This is a genomic window from Synechococcus sp. W4D4 (assembly GCF_047716805.1).
Lineage (GTDB): Bacteria > Cyanobacteriota > Cyanobacteriia > PCC-6307 > Cyanobiaceae > Vulcanococcus.
In genome coordinates, this window is sequence record NZ_CP180404.1 from 1,301,181 (window position 1) to 1,317,558 (window position 16,378).

Annotated in this window: 19 protein-coding genes and 1 tRNA gene; 13 read left to right on the forward strand and 7 right to left on the reverse strand. The window is 62.2% G+C overall.

All coding sequences use genetic code 11. The features are described from left to right. The first annotated feature begins 13 nt into the window (after positions 1-13). The 3 genes from ACLM42_RS07195 to ACLM42_RS07205 all read left to right on the forward strand — a co-directional run bounded on the left by ACLM42_RS07195 (position 14) and on the right by ACLM42_RS07205 (position 2,226). On the forward strand, positions 14-535 hold the full coding sequence (locus ACLM42_RS07195) for a rhodanese-like domain-containing protein (RefSeq protein WP_415398651.1): 522 nt from the start codon (positions 14-16) through the stop codon (positions 533-535). Beyond that, entirely contained in the window at positions 532-1,215 is a 684-nt protein-coding gene (locus ACLM42_RS07200) for a TSUP family transporter (RefSeq protein WP_415398652.1), read from the forward strand. Before ACLM42_RS07195 ends, ACLM42_RS07200 begins: the two co-directional genes overlap by 4 nt. A 426-nt stretch (positions 1,216-1,641) precedes the next feature. Next, positions 1,642-2,226, forward strand: a complete 585-nt coding sequence (locus tag ACLM42_RS07205; RefSeq protein ID WP_415398653.1) for a ferritin — start codon at positions 1,642-1,644, stop codon at positions 2,224-2,226. Here ACLM42_RS07205 and ACLM42_RS07210 read toward each other — a convergent pair. From ACLM42_RS07210 to ACLM42_RS07220, 3 genes are all read right to left on the reverse strand, one after another. Beyond that, positions 2,223-2,507, reverse strand: coding sequence for a hypothetical protein (locus tag ACLM42_RS07210; RefSeq protein ID WP_247910577.1), 285 nt, complete (start codon positions 2,505-2,507; stop codon positions 2,223-2,225). The two genes, ACLM42_RS07205 and ACLM42_RS07210, sit on opposite strands and share 4 nt — an antisense overlap. A 3-nt stretch (positions 2,508-2,510) precedes the next feature. Beyond that, the gene (locus ACLM42_RS07215; protein ID WP_415398654.1) at positions 2,511-3,110 is read right to left on the reverse strand and encodes a Crp/Fnr family transcriptional regulator; all 600 of its coding nucleotides are present in this window, start codon (positions 3,108-3,110) and stop codon (positions 2,511-2,513) included. Positions 3,111-3,284: 174 nt separating this feature from the next. After that, a complete protein-coding gene (locus tag ACLM42_RS07220) occupies positions 3,285-4,337 on the reverse strand; it encodes an extracellular solute-binding protein (protein WP_247910575.1) in 1,053 nt (350 codons plus the stop codon). Positions 4,338-4,365: 28 nt separating this feature from the next. Between ACLM42_RS07220 and ACLM42_RS07225 the strand changes: the two genes are divergently transcribed. Beyond that, positions 4,366-6,000, forward strand: a complete 1,635-nt coding sequence (locus ACLM42_RS07225; protein WP_415398655.1) for an ABC transporter permease — start codon at positions 4,366-4,368, stop codon at positions 5,998-6,000. Here ACLM42_RS07225 and ACLM42_RS07230 read toward each other — a convergent pair. Together ACLM42_RS07230 and ACLM42_RS07235 are read right to left on the reverse strand one after the other, a co-directional pair. Further along, positions 5,997-6,857 (reverse strand): metallophosphoesterase, encoded by an 861-nt coding sequence (locus ACLM42_RS07230; RefSeq protein ID WP_415398656.1) that lies wholly within the window; start codon positions 6,855-6,857, stop codon positions 5,997-5,999. The genes ACLM42_RS07225 and ACLM42_RS07230 overlap by 4 nt on opposite strands. Before the next feature lie 228 nt (positions 6,858-7,085). Further along, positions 7,086-7,763, reverse strand: a complete 678-nt coding sequence (locus tag ACLM42_RS07235) for an esterase/lipase family protein (protein WP_415398657.1) — start codon at positions 7,761-7,763, stop codon at positions 7,086-7,088. A gap of 271 nt (positions 7,764-8,034) precedes the next feature. Here ACLM42_RS07235 and ACLM42_RS07240 point away from each other — a divergent pair, with 271 nt between their 5' ends. Together ACLM42_RS07240 and ACLM42_RS07245 are read left to right on the forward strand one after the other, a co-directional pair. Continuing rightward, the gene (locus ACLM42_RS07240) at positions 8,035-8,388 is read left to right on the forward strand and encodes a hypothetical protein (RefSeq protein ID WP_415398658.1); all 354 of its coding nucleotides are present in this window, start codon (positions 8,035-8,037) and stop codon (positions 8,386-8,388) included. Positions 8,389-8,436: 48 nt separating this feature from the next. Next, complete coding sequence (locus ACLM42_RS07245; RefSeq protein WP_415398659.1) at positions 8,437-9,759, forward strand: NAD(P)/FAD-dependent oxidoreductase; 1,323 nt, start codon at positions 8,437-8,439, stop codon at positions 9,757-9,759. On the opposite strand, the gene ACLM42_RS07250 is transcribed toward ACLM42_RS07245, so the two are convergent. Beyond that, positions 9,740-11,047, reverse strand: coding sequence for a chloride channel protein (locus ACLM42_RS07250; RefSeq protein ID WP_415398660.1), 1,308 nt, complete (start codon positions 11,045-11,047; stop codon positions 9,740-9,742). The two genes, ACLM42_RS07245 and ACLM42_RS07250, sit on opposite strands and share 20 nt — an antisense overlap. A 113-nt stretch (positions 11,048-11,160) precedes the next feature. Here ACLM42_RS07250 and ACLM42_RS07255 point away from each other — a divergent pair, with 113 nt between their 5' ends. Genes ACLM42_RS07255 through ACLM42_RS07265 form a run of 3 tightly spaced genes read left to right on the forward strand, consistent with a single transcriptional unit; the run spans position 11,161 to position 14,422 of the window. Beyond that, positions 11,161-11,769 carry a succinate dehydrogenase gene (locus ACLM42_RS07255; RefSeq protein ID WP_415398661.1) on the forward strand — a complete coding sequence of 203 codons (609 nt, stop codon included), beginning with the start codon at positions 11,161-11,163 and terminating at the stop codon, positions 11,767-11,769. Next, a complete protein-coding gene (locus tag ACLM42_RS07260) occupies positions 11,766-13,688 on the forward strand; it encodes a fumarate reductase/succinate dehydrogenase flavoprotein subunit (RefSeq protein WP_415398662.1) in 1,923 nt (640 codons plus the stop codon). The genes ACLM42_RS07255 and ACLM42_RS07260 overlap by 4 nt, the downstream gene beginning before the upstream one ends. Continuing rightward, complete coding sequence (locus ACLM42_RS07265) at positions 13,685-14,422, forward strand: succinate dehydrogenase/fumarate reductase iron-sulfur subunit (protein WP_415398663.1); 738 nt, start codon at positions 13,685-13,687, stop codon at positions 14,420-14,422. Before ACLM42_RS07260 ends, ACLM42_RS07265 begins: the two co-directional genes overlap by 4 nt. A gap of 10 nt (positions 14,423-14,432) precedes the next feature. On the opposite strand, the gene ACLM42_RS07270 is transcribed toward ACLM42_RS07265, so the two are convergent. Next, positions 14,433-14,516, reverse strand: a tRNA-Leu gene (locus ACLM42_RS07270). A 43-nt stretch (positions 14,517-14,559) separates the two neighbouring features. Here ACLM42_RS07270 and ACLM42_RS07275 point away from each other — a divergent pair. The 4 genes from ACLM42_RS07275 to ACLM42_RS07290 all read left to right on the forward strand — a co-directional run bounded on the left by ACLM42_RS07275 (position 14,560) and on the right by ACLM42_RS07290 (position 16,362). After that, the gene (locus ACLM42_RS07275; protein ID WP_247910554.1) at positions 14,560-14,811 is read left to right on the forward strand and encodes an NAD(P)H-quinone oxidoreductase subunit L; all 252 of its coding nucleotides are present in this window, start codon (positions 14,560-14,562) and stop codon (positions 14,809-14,811) included. Beyond that, complete coding sequence (locus ACLM42_RS07280) at positions 14,811-15,149, forward strand: DUF3007 family protein (protein ID WP_415398664.1); 339 nt, start codon at positions 14,811-14,813, stop codon at positions 15,147-15,149. The genes ACLM42_RS07275 and ACLM42_RS07280 overlap by 1 nt, the downstream gene beginning before the upstream one ends. Positions 15,150-15,182: 33 nt before the next feature. Further along, complete coding sequence (trpA, locus tag ACLM42_RS07285; protein WP_415398665.1) at positions 15,183-15,995, forward strand: tryptophan synthase subunit alpha; 813 nt, start codon at positions 15,183-15,185, stop codon at positions 15,993-15,995. A 64-nt stretch (positions 15,996-16,059) separates the two neighbouring features. Beyond that, positions 16,060-16,362 carry a hypothetical protein gene (locus tag ACLM42_RS07290; protein WP_415398666.1) on the forward strand — a complete coding sequence of 101 codons (303 nt, stop codon included), beginning with the start codon at positions 16,060-16,062 and terminating at the stop codon, positions 16,360-16,362. Positions 16,363-16,378 lie beyond the last annotated feature (16 nt).

The following is a 16,378-nucleotide window of genomic DNA, read 5'->3' on the forward strand; positions in this document are numbered from 1 at the left end:
AGCACCCGATCCCATGACCCACGCCCAAGCCATCAGCGCCCAGGACCTGGCCGATCAACTCACCGCCAAACGCGTCAGCGTGATTGATGTCCGCGAACCAATGGAGTACGCCAGCGGTCACATCAGCGGCAGCCTGAACGTCCCACTCCATCGACTCCTGCAAGCGGATCTTCCCCAGGGCCCTCTGGTGCTCGTCTGCCAAAGCGGCAAACGCAGCAATCGCGGCCTGAGCCAATTGATGGCCCAAGGCCATCCCCACCCCCTAAGCGAATTGCAGGGGGGACTGCCCAGCTGGCAAGGGGCCGGCTTCCCCTTACGCAAACTCAAAAATGCACCCCTGCCGCTGATGCGTCAGGTGCAAATCGCCGCTGGATCGCTGATCCTGCTGGGCCTGATCCTCAGCAACACCGTTGCTCCCGGCTGGATTGCCCTCACCTGGTTCGTGGGTGCAGGCCTGACCTTCGCCGGTGTCAGCGGCTTCTGCGGCATGGCCAGGCTGCTGGCCGTGATGCCCTGGAACCGGGTGTCCCTGTGATCAGCCTGAGCGCCGCTGTCCTACTGGGACTAGGGGGAGGTCTGATTGGCTTTTTGCTCTCCGTCCTGGGGGCCGGGGGCTCAATCCTGCTGTTGCCTCTGTTGGTCACTGGGGCCGCCCTGCCCACCCGGGAGGCCGTTCCGCTCTCCTTAATCGTCGTGATGATCCTGGCCCTCGCGAATCTGGGGCCTTACCTGCGCCGCGGCCAGTTCGCCCCCAGGCAGGCCCTACTCCTGGGGCTCCCGGCCCTCGCCGGGAGCTGGATCGGTGGGAGCTGGGTCAAAGCTGGCCTGATCCCAGAAGCCGTTCAACTCAGCGTTTTTGCCATTGCGGCGGTCCTGGCCTCATGGCTTCTCCTCCGGAGCCAAGCCCAACCCCATCGAGGCCGAGGTCCAGCGGCCGAACCACTTCTGTTGCTGCAGGGTCTCTTGATCGGCCTTCTCACGGGCATCGCCGGCGTCGGCGGGGGCTTCGCGATCGTTCCAGCGCTCGTTCTGCTGGCGGGCCTACCGATGGCACTGGCCAGCGGCACCAGCCTGTTGCTGATCGCCGTCAATGCGCTGGTAGCCCTGGCCGCTCTCGGCCATTGGCCGCAGGCCAGCCTGCCTCTACTCATCCCTCTACTACTGGGGGGGGGCAGCGGGGGCTGTGGTCGGTCAACGGCTTGCCCCCCCATCTGAGCGATCGCCATCTGCGGCGCGGCTTCTCTTTTTTGCTGATGGCCTCAGCCCTTCTCAGCGGGGTCGAGGCCTGGAAACGCCAGTCCCCTGAGGCACTCGCCAGGGAAGAACTGATCAGCCCCCAGCGCAAGAGGCACCTAACGGCCTAGTCCCTTCCGCAGCGGCACTTGCCGCCCTTCCATTTCGAGCACTTCTTTTGCTTGCAGCCTTTTTTCTTGGCGCAGGCCTCAACCCTGCGCTGGGGCTGAAGAGGCAGATCCGAAGAAGGGCCAATGGATTGGGCCATCAGGTCGAAACGAGCTGGATCTCAATGGACCCATCTTATTGCAATCGATTCTCTTTTGCGCAAGCAGTGGCCATTGTCAGGGCCGATTTGCATGACCCCAATGGAGCCCGTAGCTTGCAGCTAGCTCCGCCCGTTAAGGCATGACCCAATCCATCGTTCGCGGAGATAGCAATCAAGCGATTGCTCGTGGGCCAGCTGGGCGGGCCATGGCTCAGCCGATGGCCGCCGATCTTCTCGGCGCCCTCCAAGAGCACCTCACCATGGAGCGCCAAGCCAGCACCGCCTACTGGGCGCTCTCGATCTGGTTTGCTGAGCGCGGCCTACGGGGCTTCAGCGCCTTCTTGAAACAAGAATCCACCGAAGAGCAGCACCACGCCGGCCTGTTTGCGGACTATCTCATTGCCCGCGGCCAGTCAGTCGCCCTTGAACCCCTCAACGCTCCGCGCCAGAGCTGGAGCTGCGTCGAAGAGGTCTTCTGCGGCATCTTCCAAATGGAAGCCGAGGTCACCACCTCCTTGCATCAGCTCTACGCCATGGCTGAGCGCAGTGGCGATGTCCGCACCACCGTCTTCCTCGATCCCATGGTTCAGGGGCAAATCGATGCGGAAAATCGCGCGGCCCACCTGCTGGATCGCATTGCCTTCACGCACTCCGACGCCGCGGCGCTCCTGGTCATCGATGGAGAACTGGCCGCCGGCCAGAGCACACCAGCCTCGGTGGCCTAACGACGGGGCAACGGCCGCCAGCACAACTCCTGAAACAGAGCCAGGCTCAATTCATCAACTGCCACGGGCGCAGATTGCAACCAAGTGGCGATCCGGCCCAGCTCGGCCAAACGCGAGAGCAAGTGCTCGGACTCCCGCTGCAACCGAAGGCAGAGCGCCCGGGTTTGGCACCGCTCCTGGTCCTCGTCGATCCGGACCAAACGCAACCTCAAGCCCTGTGCTTCGCGGCACAGCGATCCCAAAGCGCTAATTGAGATCCGAGGGTCAAGGATGTGCTGCATGAGTCAGAACCCTCCTGAAAGAGGGGCAGAGTCGACCAGAGCAGGAGCCAGACGAAGGCCGCCCTCCCCCACTGGCGCCTCCAGCAGCTCGGCCTGACGAAACCTGGAGATCATCCGGGTCGTGGTGACCCGGGTGGCGCCAATCAGCTCGCCAATCCGGTCATGGGTCAAGCGGAAGGGAAGGTCGCACCAGTCGCCGCAGCGGCGACCCAGACGATGAACCAAGAGGCTCAAGAGCGCATGCAAGCGCTGCTCAGCCGTACCCAGGTGGCGAATGCGCAGCAGCTGCAGGGTCCACTCATTGACGGAATCAAAACCGCTACCACCCGCGGCCTGGGCGTCACTGCTGAAGACCAACGGGGTCAAGGCCTCCACACAGACACCCTCACTGCAGAGCCGATCGGTGCGGAGCTGATCGCCAGGCTGCAAGAAGGCCAAGGTCATCCCTTCGGTCTCCTCACAGGGGCAATAGACACGGGCCATGCCCTCCAGGACCTCAATGCAGCTCCCGCCGGCGTGAAGCGCGGGGTCCAGCAAGACGGTTTGACCCACCGGCATCCGCACGGCACTGGCAGGGGCATCAGGGAGGAAGCGGAAGGACATGACCCCCGAAAACGGGCTAGTTGCGAATGCGTCGCAAGATAAACAAGAAGCGCCCCCTTTTGCAAGCGATTCTCAATAGCAGCTGCCAACTGCAAATGCTTTGTGTTCGTAGCAACAAAAAAGCCAGCCGCGGGAACGACTGGCTATTGAGATTCAGACTTTCGGGTTACCGCTTCAGCGCCAACCGCCGGCCTGCATCAAGGCCACGGCAGCCTTGTTCTTCGCTCCCATCTGCTGCGCCGAAACGCCATCGGCCTTGAACGTCCCCAGGCGCTTCAGGACCGCGTTGTTGCCAAAGCCCCGCAGGGGGTATTCGTTGTTGGCCTCCGCGTAACCGCGACCACCGCTCGGCGACGCCAAAAACTCGATCAAGCGCAATGCCGCTTCCGGGTTCTTGGAGGTTTTGACCACCCCGGCGCCGGTGATGTTCACGTGGGCGGGATCCGGGAAGCGAACCGTCACCCGATTCGCCAACTGCTGATCGGACGAACCGTTGCCCCCAGCCAACATCCGAGCGACGTAATAGGAATTGACCAGGCCGACGCCGCACTGGCCATTGGCGACCGCTCGAATCAAGGGAGTATCCGAACTGAAGTAAGGCTGCGTCACGTTGGCGGTCATGGCCTTGACCCAGGCCGATGCAGCCTTGTCACCCCGCAGGATCATCTGATCAGCCACCAGGGACTGGTTGTAGACGCTCTTGCGATTGCGCAGGCAGAGCTGACCTTTCAAGGCCGGGTTAGCCAGGTCGGCGTAGCTGCGGATGCTGCCTGGGTTCACGGCCTTGGGGTTCACCACCACCACCCGGACCCGGCGGGTCAAACCGAACCAAAGCCCCTTGGCATCCCGCAAGTTGGCGGGGACGTCTCGGTTAAGGGACACGGAACGGCTGGGACGGAACAGCCCGGCATCGGCAGCCTTATCCAGGCGGGCCGCATCGGCGAGGACCAGCACATCAGCAGGACTGTTGCCACCTTCCCGCTTGATCCGCTCAATCAAGGCGTCATCCTTCGCCTCCAGCAACTTCACCTTGATCCCCGTCTTCTGGGTGAACTGCTTGTAGAGCGCCTTATCGGTGTTGTAGTGCCGGCCGGAGTAGACCCCGATTTCCTGGCTGTTGGCCTTCGCCAGGGAGGTGAGCACCGCAGCCCCTGCCGTGGCCCCAAGCAAGGTGGCCAAAGCCAGGCGCTCAGGCGAGATGGAGGAACGAAGACGCTGAAACGCCAAGGCCAGAAGGGGTAGCAATTCTGGAACTATGCCCAGCCTCAACGCCCTCTGGAGAGGGGCCCATCATTCGCCACCTCGTGCTGTGACATTGGTTACATCCCTGCCCCGTAGGCTTTGCCCCGCAGCCTCAGGCAAAGCATTGGCACGGGGACAACTGCCGCAGAGGAGCCTGCTCAGCGTGGGGGTGCTGCTGGTTTGTGCAGCGGCGCTGGCCCCTGTGGTCGGACTGACTTGGTTTGCCCTCAGCGGCGCTGGCATCGAGAGCTTGGGCCTGGGGGAGGAAGGTCCGCTTCAGGTGAGCAACACCCTGGGATTGGTGGTCCTGGTGGGGGCGCTGGCCGCTGGACTGGGAACAGGGACGGGCTGGCTGACCGCCCGATGCGAGTTTCCCGGACGCCGCCTGCTGCGGGTGGCGCAGCTGCTGCCCCTGGCCACTCCTAGCTATTTGCTGGCGGCCACCTTGATTGACCTGGGCAGTCGCTTCGGCTACCGCATCTATGGCTTCAGCCCAACGCTGGCGGTGATGGTGCTGAGCACCTACAGCTATGTCTTCCTGCTCTCCACCGAAAGCTTTTCTGTCAGTGGCAAACGGCAGCTGGAGGCCTGCCGAAGTCTCGGGGTGGGCCCCTGGGGAAGCTTCTGGCGGGTCGCCCTGCCGATGGCCTTGCCCTCCATCGGAGCGGGAGTTGCCCTGACCGGGATGGAAGTGGTGAACGAACTCGGAGCAGTGCAGCTGCTCGGGGTACCGACTCTCTCCTCCGGGATCTTGATGCGCTGGCAGCAAGAGGGGGATCCCCAAGCAGCGGTCGCCCTGGCCCTGATGGCCCTGGTGATCGTCGGCCTGCTGGTGGGTGCAGAGCGGACCCTGAGACGCCGCAGCCGCTGCTGGACCATCAGCGCAGGCCGTGAACCGGAACAGCGCTGGACTCTTCAAGGGCATCAGCGCTGGCTGAGCCAACTCTTTTGCCTGACTCCACCACTCTTGAGCCTGGGGCTTCCCTTGGTCTGGGCGGCCTTCAGTTGGGACCAACTCCAAGGCGAGGACAGCGCCGAACTGCTGGAGCTCGGGCTGCGCTCCTTTGGCCTGGCCCTGGTCGCGGCCGTCTTGACGGTGATCGTCAGCCTGGTGCTGTCCATTGCCAAACGTTGGATTCCAAACGCCGGCATCCGCCGACTGAGCTTCGCAGCGGGGCTGGGTTACGCCATCCCCGGAACTGTTCTGGCCCTGGCTCTGATGCTGATTGGTGGTCCCTTGGCCCTGGCGCCTCTGCTGCTGCTGGCCTGGGGCTACGTCGATCGCTTCCTCGCGGTCTCCAAAGGCGGCCTCGACGCTGCCCTCGAGCGGATCCCGCCCAGCGTCGATGAAGCCGCCACCTCCCTCGGCCAGGGTTGGGGGGGCGTGCTTCAGCGCATCCATCTGCCGCTGTTGCGGGGCCCCTTGCTGATGGGCAGCCTGCTGGTCTTTGTCGACACGGTGAAGGAGCTCCCCCTCACCTTTGCCCTACGGCCGTTTGACTTCGACACCCTGGCGGTGCGGGTCTACCAGTACGCCAGTGATGAACGGGTGGGCGCCGCCCTGATCCCGGCCCTGCTGATCTTGAGCCTGGGGCTCATCGCTGCTGCCGCATTGATCCCCAGCCTGGAGCGACTGGAGCAGCGTTAACGCCGGGCAATCACGCCCTGGTCGATCAGCTTGCCGTCGCGGTCCCAGCCCCGGATGGTCAAGCTGTCGGGCCCCGCCTCCAACTCCGCGAAGCTGTAGACACTGACCGCCTTGGCAGATTGGGGTTTGGCAATCACCGGGCGGAGATAAGCGCCGCCACCGCCGACGATCAAATAGGTGATGCCCTCGATCGGCTTGCTGCGCTCGTAGTGGTGTTCATGGCCATTGATGTAGAGCTGCACCCCATGGCGCTGCATCAAGGAGCTCAACTTGCCCCGCAGTCCCGGGTTGTTGCCGTAGAGACCCGAGGAGTAAATCGGGTGATGCCCCACCACCACTTTCCAGGGGGCGTTGCTCTTGGCTAGGGCCGAACGCAGCCAGGACAACTGGGACGTCCAGGGGGCATTGCCGTTGGTGTCCAGCATGAAAAATTCGACCTCGCCGCGGCGGACGCTGTAGAAGCGCCCCTTCATGCCGTAGGGCTTGTAGGCCACCTGGGGATTGCCGTTAGCAGTGCGGATGTCGTGGTTCCCCAAGACCGCATGGAAGGGCACCTGGGCCTCCAGCAACGCGGCGTACGGACGCAAGAAGGTGGACTGAACCTTGCGAATGTCTCCTGAGGGGTAGATGTTGTCCCCCGCCAGCAGCACCAGGTCGACGGGCTTGCGGCGATGAACCGCAGCCATCTGAGTGCCCACGGCCCGCTGGTGGACATTGCCACTGCCCACATCACCCACCGCTAAGAAGCGGGTCGTACTCAGGGGGGGCGGGGTCGCCACCTGGGCCCAACTGTGTCCAACCGCAACGGTGGTCGTGGCCGCTCCAGCCAAGAGCAGCAGCAGCGCGCGACGGTGCATCGCTTCGATCGGGCAAGGTCCACCCAGGTTGACGCAATCAGGCCGCCGGCCGCTACTGCTAGCTGTGCTTTTTGGCGCACCCGGTCGCATCCTTTGCCGCAGCGCCTTCCTCAGCTGGGCCCAGCCTTGGCGGAGCGAAGCAACGAACATGCTCCGGATCTTTGGAGATCGCCAAAGCCTCTTGGCCGCCCTCAGTTGTCATTGGTCCTATGAATTGATCCAGCTGGATCAACCCCTCCACCAGCGCTCCACCACCTCTGGAGTGCCGTACCACCGCGGTCCAAAGGCTCCGCCATGGGCCACTCCCGGCAAGACCAGCTGTTGAGATCCGTCCAAGCAAGCTGAACCGACCGGAACCAAGCCGTCCCCAGGGGCCTCCGGTTTGCCACTGATGGCGGTGTACGAGCGCTTGGCCACCCGACGGCTCAAGTCGAAGCCCTCCTCCAAGGCCAACTCCCCCGCCACGGCGACGTAGTCAACGGCCGGAGCAAAGAAGGCTCCCGGCCAGCGCTGATCCACAAAGGCGCGCATCGCCGTGGGCCGAAGCGCCGTGTGGGGACTGCCCAAGGTGTAAAGGCGATCGACCCAACGCTGGGCGCCATAGCAGCGTCCCATCCAGGGATCTGAGCTAAGCAGCAGGCGCAACATCACCCCGCCCGAGCTATGGCCAATCAAAGTCACCTTGCCCGTGGTGGATTGCCCAGCCGCGGTCTCCACCAGGGCAGCCGTGCGATCCAGCAGACGACGCCAACCCCAGCTTGTTGCCGTCAATAACCAATCCAGCCGCGTCGCAGGAACGACAACAACAGGCTGCTGTAGGGAATCCTCAAGCCAACAGCGCATCGGCTCATAGGCCTCAACACCAATCAAAAATCCGCCCAGGATGACGACAGGCTGGGTTGTCATCAGCAGCTGGTCCAGTCAAACAATCCGAACTATCTTGCGGCCACAGCAACTGCTGCGTGAATTGATATCCCATTCCGGTTTGATTCCATGCCCCAACTCAAAGAACAAACAACCGCACCTAAACAGGCCAACCAACCACACCAAAACGGCGAGCGCGCTCTTCATCAGAAGAGACCCCTCTCACCTCCATCCAGCAGCAGTGCACCCAGTTGGGATGACTTATTGGGACGACGTTGAGCACTAATCCTTCAGAGCGCGCTTGACTGACGCGATGGACAAGCGTTTGTTGGATCTGCGTTGGCCTGTCACCGTGCTCCTGCTTGGAGCCATGGTTTTTGTCCTGCTCGCTCGGAGCAGCAAGCATCCGATTCAGCTGCGGCTGCAGGTGAACTTTGACAATCCCTTAGCGGTGGGCGGGACGATGCAACACGAGCTGCTGATGCAGCAACCGGTGCAGGTTCGGATGACAGAAGCCGCACCGATTCAGCTGAAGATGAGCCACCCCAAACCCATCCGGGTTGAGGTCAGTGAGAAGAAACCCATGCAGGTCAGGGTGGGCGAAGACCAACCGATGGAGGTTCAGGTCAAACCGGAAGGCTCCGTGAAAGTGCGGCTAGGGCTCTAGGCCAGCTTTGAAAACCACGGATAGCTTGAAGCCAGCACCCGTTGGATGATGGCTCCCGAACGTTTTTTTCTCGAGCTAACCCCAGCATCTGAACTCCTCAGAAGCGCACCCCATGTGGTGATCGTCGGAGGTGGGTTCGCCGGTCTACGGGCGGCCCACGTGCTGGCGGGGAAAACCATTCGCGTCACCCTGATCGACAGGCGCAATTTCAACCTGTTCCAGCCGTTGCTTTACCAGGTGGCCTCTGGGTTGGTCTCCCAAACCGATGTGGCCTCACCATTACGGGTGATGTTGGGCGAATCCGAAAACATCCAAATCCTGATGGGGGAAGTGGATGACATCAATACCGATGAGAAGGAGGTGGTCTTTAACAACCGCCGCTACAAGTACGACCATCTCGTGCTGGCAGCCGGGGCCACCAGCAGCTACTTCGGCCATGACGAATGGCGCAGCGAAGCCATCCCGATGAAGACCCTGGAGGATGCCTATGCCATCCGGCGCCAGGTTCTCAGCTCCCTCGAGGAAGCCGAGCAAACCCCTGACCTGGAGCGGCGCAAGTGGCTGCAGTCCGTCGTCGTCATCGGCGGAGGCCCGACCGGCTGTGAACTCGCCGCCTCCCTGAACGATCTGATGCGGCACACCCTCGAGCGGGACTTCATGCAGATCGATCCCACCCATTGCAACGTCACCTTGGTCGATCCGGGTGATCGGGTCCTGCGGGCCATGGATCCGCAGCTCTCCCAATCGGCTGGGGAGCACCTCAAAGCCAAGGGCGTCGAGCTCCTGCTGGGGGGCCGTGTCAAGGACATCAGCGACGGCAAGGTCGTGGTCACCACCCCGAATGGCGAGGTCAGCCTGGAGGCCAGCACCATCTGCTGGACCGCCGGTGTCGCCGCCTCACCCCTTGGAAAGATGCTCGCAGAACGCACCGGCTGCGAAGTGGACCGGGGCGGGCGCGTGGTGGTGGAGCCCGACTTTTCGATCAAGGGCCACGGCGAGATCCGCGTGATCGGTGACCTCTGCAGCTACAGCCACACCCGCGATGGCAAACCCCTACCCGGCATGGCTGGCCCGGCCGTGCAGATGGGGGGATGGGTGGCCAAGGACATCCTGGCCCAGTGCCAAAGCCAAGCCAATCCTGCCTTCCAATTCACTGACTTCGGCAGCATGGCGGTGGTCGGTCCGCTCTTTGCCGTGGCCAACCTGAGGGGCCTGAAGCTCAGCGGCACCCTGGGCTGGATCCTCTGGGGCTTCGCCCATTTGGCCTTCATGCCTGCGAACGAAAGCCGGTTGACGTTGCTGACCAAATGGCTCTGGATGATTGCCACCCGCGAGCGCTCAGCCCTGGTGATTACGGAGACGTCTTCGTAGCGTCCCCGGAGAGAGCATGCAGCGCGTGGTAGATCGGCTTGGTGACGAACTGACGGCTCACGTAGGCCGCCAAGACGCAAGCGACCAGTAGACCCGGCAGCAATTGCTGATCGCCCGCCAAGCGAATACCAAAGAGGACCGACATCACCGGTAGCTGGGTCGCACCGGAAAGCCCAGCGACCATGCCCAAGGCCAAAAAGAGCTGGGGCAAACCGGCAAGATCTGCAATCACCTGGCCCATCACCGCACCAAAGGTGAAAGAAGGGTCAATCAATCCGCCGGGAATCCCTGTGGAGAGGGCCAAAACCGGACCAATCACTCGGAAGAGGAGTGTCATCAGATCGGTCCACAACCCGTGGGGCAGCTCAACGCCATTGGATGAACCAAACAGCAGGCGGCCCATCAGCAACTCCCCGTCTCCGCCGCCGGTTCCGCCACTCACCAGCAGGAAGACACTCAGGCAGGCACCGACCCCAAGGCCCAGACGAATCGGATAACGGCGAGCCAACCCCACACCGCGGCGCGTACCAGCCAAGAGCAAGCGGGCAAAGGCTGCCCCCACCAAGCCACCGAGCAAGCCAACCGGAAGAGCCCAAAGCACCTGGGCCAATTCCATCGGCTCCACCCCGACGGTGCCCAAGGCAAACATCGGCTGACCGGCCAGGTTGCTGAAGGAGGCGGCCATGCCACTAACGACCATGGCGGGCCAGATCAAGGTGGAGGAGAACGCACTGATGAACTCCTCGACGACAAACACCACCCCCAAAAGCGGCGTATCGAAACCACCGGCCAAACCAGCGCCACCGGCCACAGCTAAGAGCTCGGCCTGCCCCAAGCCATAGAACCAGTTGGGGAAACGCTTACGCAGAAAGTGAGCCGCGGAGGCGCCAACCTGCACCACCGGTCCCTCCCGGCCAATCGGCAACAAGGCCAAGCTGGCGATACCCCAAAGCGCCAAGCGCTGCAGGCTGGGCGCCCAACCGAGCAGGGCGGACGCCTGAGCGGGATGCTCAATACTGGTCATGGTTTGCGGAATGCCAGAGCCGGCTCCCCGCGACCAAATCCCCTGTTGCAAGAGCAGCAGCACGGGCACGACCACGAGCGGTGAGCAGGCCAATGCCAACGCCGCGGGCGTCCACTCTTCGCCGCTGAAGGCTGGCAGCAGGTTGAGCAGCTGGTCCTGCCAGCGGTCGAGCATGTTGAACGGCCAGCAGGCCACACCCACCAGCACACCCAGCAGAGACAACTGCAGCAGGTTGCGGATCAACTCGCGGGTGCGCAGAACCACTAAAGGCGAGTGCTCAACAGTGATCAGCCTGGCCGCGGCCTTTCAAAATGTCAGCTGAACTGTCATGAAGCGGAGGCGAGCGGCCTAGCGTTCAAGGACAGCCTTGTGTTGCCATGGTCCGCCGCGTGCTCCTTGCTGGCTCCGGGCTGGTGTTGATGGCCTTTCTGGTCGCTCATCTCATCGGCGTAGCCATTGCGCCAGTCGCACCGCTGCAGTTCGAGCGCTATGCCAGCGCACTCCACCAAAGCTGGTGGCTTCCCCTTCTGGAAGGCCTGCTGCTCGCTGCCGCCAGCGTGCATGCAAGCCTCAGCCTGAACAAGGCCTTGAATAACTGGAAGGCTGGCAACCACGCCCTGCTCATCAGTCGACGCGGGGACCCCCTGGGGAGCTGGAGCGCTCGGTTGCAACCAATCGGTGGTCTCACCCTGTTGCTCTTCATCGCAGTCCACCTCAAACAGCTGCGTCTTCCGCGACCTGCCCCTGGATTCGAGCTAGTGCACTTGAGCGCAAGCCTCCAGTCCCCCCTCACGCTGGTGCTCTACGGCCTGGCCTGTCTCGCCCTAAGCCTGCACATCGCCCAGGGCGGAGAATCGGCGCAACGAAGCTTGGGGTTACTGACGCCACAGAACGCTGAGGCCATCCGCCAGAGCGCCCGTGCAGCGGGATTACTGCTCGGCCTTGGCTTTGCGGGATCAGCGAGCTGGCTGGCGCTGCTGGGATGACTCCGATGTACGCACTGAATCCTCGTATTCCTAGTGGTCCTCTCAGCGACGCCTGGACACGCACAAAAGAAGAGCTCCCGCTCATCAGCCCGCTGCGCAAGCGCGAGCTGACGGTCCTGGTTGTGGGAACTGGATTAGCGGGATCATCGGCGGCAGCAACACTTGCTGAACAGGGATACCGCGTGAAGGTGATCACCTTTCACGACAGTCCGCGCCGCGCCCATTCGGTCGCCGCCCAAGGCGGAATCAATGCAGCCCGTCCTGTCTCCGTTGACGGAGACAGCGTGAGCCGACTGTTCAGGGACACCGTCCGAGGCGGAGACTTTCGCGCTCGCGAAGCAGGCTGTCACCGCTTGGCCGAAATCAGCAGCGCAATCATTGATCAATGCGTGGCTCAAGGGGTTCCCTTTGCCCGCGAATACGGCGGGACGTTGGCCACCCGTAATTTCGGTGGTTCATTGGTGAGCCGGACGTTCTACGCGAGGGGGCAAACAGGTCAACAACTTCTCTATGGCGCTTACCAGGCCTTGATGCGGCAAGTCCATCTTGGCCGCATTGAACTCTTACCCCGACGCGATCTACTCGAACTCGTTCGCATCGATGGTGTCGCCCGTGGCGTGATCTGCCGGAACCTGCTGAGTGGCGCCCTTGAAACTCACACAGGCCATGCTGTTGTGCTGGCCACCGGTGGGTACAGCAATATCTACTTTCTCTCAACCAATGCCCTGAAATCCAACGCCAGTGCCATTTGGAGGGCCCATGAACAGGGAGCACTCTTTGCCAACCCCTGTTTCACGCAGATCCACCCAACCTGCATTCCAAGTGGTGACCCCTACCAAAGCAAGCTGACGCTCATGAGCGAAAGCCTGCGCAACGACGGTCGCGTCTGGCTTCCGCAAGAGAGTCATGACACCAGAGATCCAGAGTCCATTCCGGAATCGGAACGGGATTATTTCCTCGAGCGCCAATACCCCAGCTACGGAAACATGGTGCCGCGGGATGTGGCCTCCCGCAGAGCTCAGGAACTCTGCAATTCAGGCAAAGGTGTTGGACCAGCCGGTCGCTCGATCTACCTCGACCTCCGCGATGCAATTCAACAGAACGGTCGTGATGTGATCGCCAAGCGCTACGGCAACCTGCTGGAAATGTATGAGCGAATCAGCGGTGAGGATCCTTATTCCAAACCGCTCAAGATCTACCCAGCCCCCCACTACACCATGGGAGGGCTTTGGGTTGACTACCACCTAATGAGTACGATCCCTGGACTCTTCGTGCTTGGAGAAGCCAACTTCTCTGAACATGGAGCAAACCGCCTTGGGGCAAGTGCCTTAATGCAGGGCCTTGCCGATGGCTACTTCATCGCCCCAGCGACCGTGACCGCATGGCTCGCCAGTCACCCCACCCCAGCAGTGAATGAGGAGCATGAATCTTTCCGTGCTGCCCGAGCAGCCGCACAAACAAGGATCGACTCACTCATGACGAACGAAGGAGACACTCCCGTCGATCAATTCCACCGTCAACTGGGACTCACAATGATTGAGCGCTGTGGCATTAGTCGTGATGCCGCCGGCTTGCAAGAGGGACTACAAGAAGTCCATCAGCTCGAACAAGAATTTCATCATCGAGTTCGAATCCCGGGCTGCACCTCTGGGCCCAATGTCGAATTGGAGAAAGCGCTGCGATTGGGTGACTTCTTCGGCCTCGCCAAACTCATGCTGCGGGACGCGCTGGCCCGTGAGGAATCCTGCGGGGCCCATTTCCGTGAAGAGCACCAAACCCCTGAGGGAGAAGCCCTCAGAGACGACAAACACTTCGCCGACATCGCCGCTTGGGAATACCAGAAAGGCGCCGATCCGCTACGCCATAGCGAACCCTTGCTGTTTACGGCCCTGCAGCCCAGCACCCGCAGCTACCGATGACAATGCCCCTCTCACTCATGCTGCGGATTTGGCGCCAAGAGAACCGTCAAACCAAAGGCAATTTTGAGACCTACCCCGTCCAAGGGCTGAGCCCCGATCTATCGCTGCTTGAGGTGCTGGATCAGCTAAACGATCAACTGATTCGCCGTGGAGAGAGGCCGATCTATTTCGAGCACGACTGCAGGGAGGGAATCTGCGGAAGTTGCGGATTTCTCGTCAATGGCCAGGCCCATGGCTCCCAACGGGCGACGACCGTCTGTCAGCTCTATGTCCGGCAATTCCAGAACGGAGAGACCGTGACCTTGGAACCCTGGCGCGCAGCGGCCTTCCCCCTCATCCAAGACCTGGGCGTCGAACGCTTGGCCTTCGATCAGATCATTGCCGCAGGTGGCTATTGCTCGGTGAATACCGGCCAGGCCCCGGATGGCAACGGAATGTTGATCGGGCAAGAGCAAGCCCTCTCAGCCTTTGAAACAGCCATGTGCATCGGCTGTGGGGCCTGCGTCGCCAGCTGCCGCAATGCATCGGCGAGCCTCTTCACGGCTGCCAAACTGGCACATCTGGCTCAACTTCCCCAAGGCCAACCAGAACGGCGATCCAGGGCTCAAGCGATGCAGGCAGCCATGGAGGCCGAGGGTTTTGGTAGTTGCAGCAGCAACCTCGAATGCGAAGCGGTTTGCCCGAAGGAGATTTCAGCGAACTGGATCAGCTGGATGAACGGCGAAGCCCACTAAGAGCAACGCATGGGACCAGAGGGACTTGAACCCTCACAACGTTGCCGTCTGCGGATTTTAAGTCCGCTGCGTCTACCAATTCCGCCATGGTCCCGGCGCCGCCCATCTTAGATTTACCGAGACGTTGCACCATCGCCGTGCCACTGCCCGGGTTCCTCAGCTCCCTCTCCAATGAGACCCTGCTGGTGCTGGCCGCCTATGGGGCCCTCGCCGGTGCCTACCTAGTGGCCGTGCCCTTGGCCCTCATGACTTGGATGACCAAGCGTTGGACCTTGATGGGCAAGATCGAGCGCACAGCCGTCTATGGACTGGTCTTCCTCTTCTTCCCTGGACTGATCCTCTTCGCACCGTTTGTGAACCTGCGCATGCAGGGCCAGGGCAACACTTAATGGGATCTGGGATTACGCGGGGCAAAGCCCTTCTGGCAGGCCTGGCCATCTTTGGCATAGGGGGCATCGGGTACTGGGCCTTCCAAGCGGCTGGCTTTGAAGGCTTCAGTGCCGGCATTGCCGCCCAGGCTCTCTTGGTGGTCATCGTCCTGGTCTGGACTGGCTCCTATCTCTTCCGGGTCGTGAGCGGAAACATGACCTACATGGAGCAGCGTCGCCGCTACCGCTCGGTCTATGACGCCGCGACCGATGAAGAGCTGCAAAAACGCTTCGATGCCCTGAGTCCTGAGGAACAGGAACGACTGATGCGGGAGCTGGCCCAAGAGGCCGAGGGCTGAGGCCATAGGCTCAGCAGCAGATCTCACGCTGCCGTGACCACCAGCACCCCGATCCAGCAGCGTTTTCAGGAGCTGAAGTCGGAACAGCGTTGTGCCTTGATGCCATTCCTGATGGCAGGCGACCCTGATCTGGCCCAAACCCGCTCCACCCTCTTGGCCCTGGAGACAGCAGGTGCCGACATGATCGAGCTGGGGATTCCCTACAGCGATCCGCTAGCGGATGGTCCAGTGATCCAGCTCGCCGCGAGCCGAGCTCTGGGTTCCGGAACAACCCCTGGTCGTGTGCTGGAGATGCTGCAGAGCCTCAAGGGCGAGCTCTCGATTCCGGTCATCCTCTTCACCTACAGCAATCCGCTGCTGAACCGCGGGATGGAGAACTTCTGCCGCGACGCCGCCGCCGCCGGCGCAGCAGGACTGGTGGTCCCTGATCTCCCCCTCGAAGAAGCCGAAAAACTCTCGGCCATTGCTGAAGCCGCAGGGCTGGATCTTGTGCTGCTGGTTGCTCCCACCACTCCGACTGATCGCATGGCACGGATTGCCCAGGCCAGCCGCGGCTTCACTTACCTGGTCAGCGTCACCGGCGTGACCGGCGTGCGCACCACCCTGGAGAACCGGGTGGCCACCCTCGTGCAGCAGCTCAAAGGGATGGGTCCGACCCCCGTGGCCGTTGGCTTTGGCATCTCCGGAACCGAACAGGCGCGCCAGGTCCGCGATTGGGGAGCCGATGGCGCCATCGTCGGCAGCGCCCTGGTCAAAGTGATGGCGGAAAGCCACAGCCAACAAGGAGATGTCGCCGCTGCGGCCGCTGAATTCTGTGGTCAACTGCGCCAAGCCCTCGACCACTAACCATCCAGCACTGGATCCGCACGGCAGAATTCCTTCAGTTCGATCCAGCTGGGGACCATTCCACATGGCGCTGCGCACCCGCCTCTCCCGCGGCCTCTTGGGCGCTGCCTTGCTCCTAGCCCCCAGCGCTGCCCAAGCCGGCTGGAGTGAGTTCACCTCCAACATCTCAGAGGTCGACGCCTGCAACCAGGCCCAATACCTGATGCCCGATCAGGCCGTGCCTCAGCAATATGTCCTCAAGGTCCAGGACGGCACCTTCCGCTGCAAGGTGCGCTGGAGCGACAAGGCCGGCGCTGAACCCAGCAACCGGCCGGTCCTACTGCCCGCCAAGATCCAACAGCCGATCTTCGCCGGGGGCTGGCTGTAGCTTGCTGGGACACGCC

What these genes read in the sequence shown, in the direction of transcription:
- ACLM42_RS07260 (WP_415398662.1), top strand. Translation starts at nt 11,766, where the DNA reads ATGACTCCGATGTACGCACTGAATCCTCGTATTCCTAGTGGTCCTCTC.
- ACLM42_RS07290 (WP_415398666.1), top strand. Translation starts at nt 16,060, where the DNA reads ATGGCGCTGCGCACCCGCCTCTCCCGCGGCCTCTTGGGCGCTGCCTTG.
- ACLM42_RS07265 (WP_415398663.1), top strand. Translation starts at nt 13,685, where the DNA reads ATGACAATGCCCCTCTCACTCATGCTGCGGATTTGGCGCCAAGAGAAC.
- ACLM42_RS07280 (WP_415398664.1), top strand. Translation starts at nt 14,811, where the DNA reads ATGGGATCTGGGATTACGCGGGGCAAAGCCCTTCTGGCAGGCCTGGCC.
- ACLM42_RS07210 (WP_247910577.1), bottom strand. Translation starts at nt 2,507, where the DNA reads ATGCAGCACATCCTTGACCCTCGGATCTCAATTAGCGCTTTGGGATCG.
- ACLM42_RS07240 (WP_415398658.1), top strand. Translation starts at nt 8,035, where the DNA reads ATGGACAAGCGTTTGTTGGATCTGCGTTGGCCTGTCACCGTGCTCCTG.
- ACLM42_RS07245 (WP_415398659.1), top strand. Translation starts at nt 8,437, where the DNA reads ATGGCTCCCGAACGTTTTTTTCTCGAGCTAACCCCAGCATCTGAACTC.
- ACLM42_RS07195 (WP_415398651.1), top strand. Translation starts at nt 14, where the DNA reads ATGACCCACGCCCAAGCCATCAGCGCCCAGGACCTGGCCGATCAACTC.
- ACLM42_RS07235 (WP_415398657.1), bottom strand. Translation starts at nt 7,763, where the DNA reads ATGACAACCCAGCCTGTCGTCATCCTGGGCGGATTTTTGATTGGTGTT.
- ACLM42_RS07230 (WP_415398656.1), bottom strand. Translation starts at nt 6,857, where the DNA reads ATGCACCGTCGCGCGCTGCTGCTGCTCTTGGCTGGAGCGGCCACGACC.
- ACLM42_RS07205 (WP_415398653.1), top strand. Translation starts at nt 1,642, where the DNA reads ATGACCCAATCCATCGTTCGCGGAGATAGCAATCAAGCGATTGCTCGT.
- ACLM42_RS07255 (WP_415398661.1), top strand. Translation starts at nt 11,161, where the DNA reads ATGGTCCGCCGCGTGCTCCTTGCTGGCTCCGGGCTGGTGTTGATGGCC.
- ACLM42_RS07225 (WP_415398655.1), top strand. Translation starts at nt 4,366, where the DNA reads ATGCCCAGCCTCAACGCCCTCTGGAGAGGGGCCCATCATTCGCCACCT.
- ACLM42_RS07215 (WP_415398654.1), bottom strand. Translation starts at nt 3,110, where the DNA reads ATGTCCTTCCGCTTCCTCCCTGATGCCCCTGCCAGTGCCGTGCGGATG.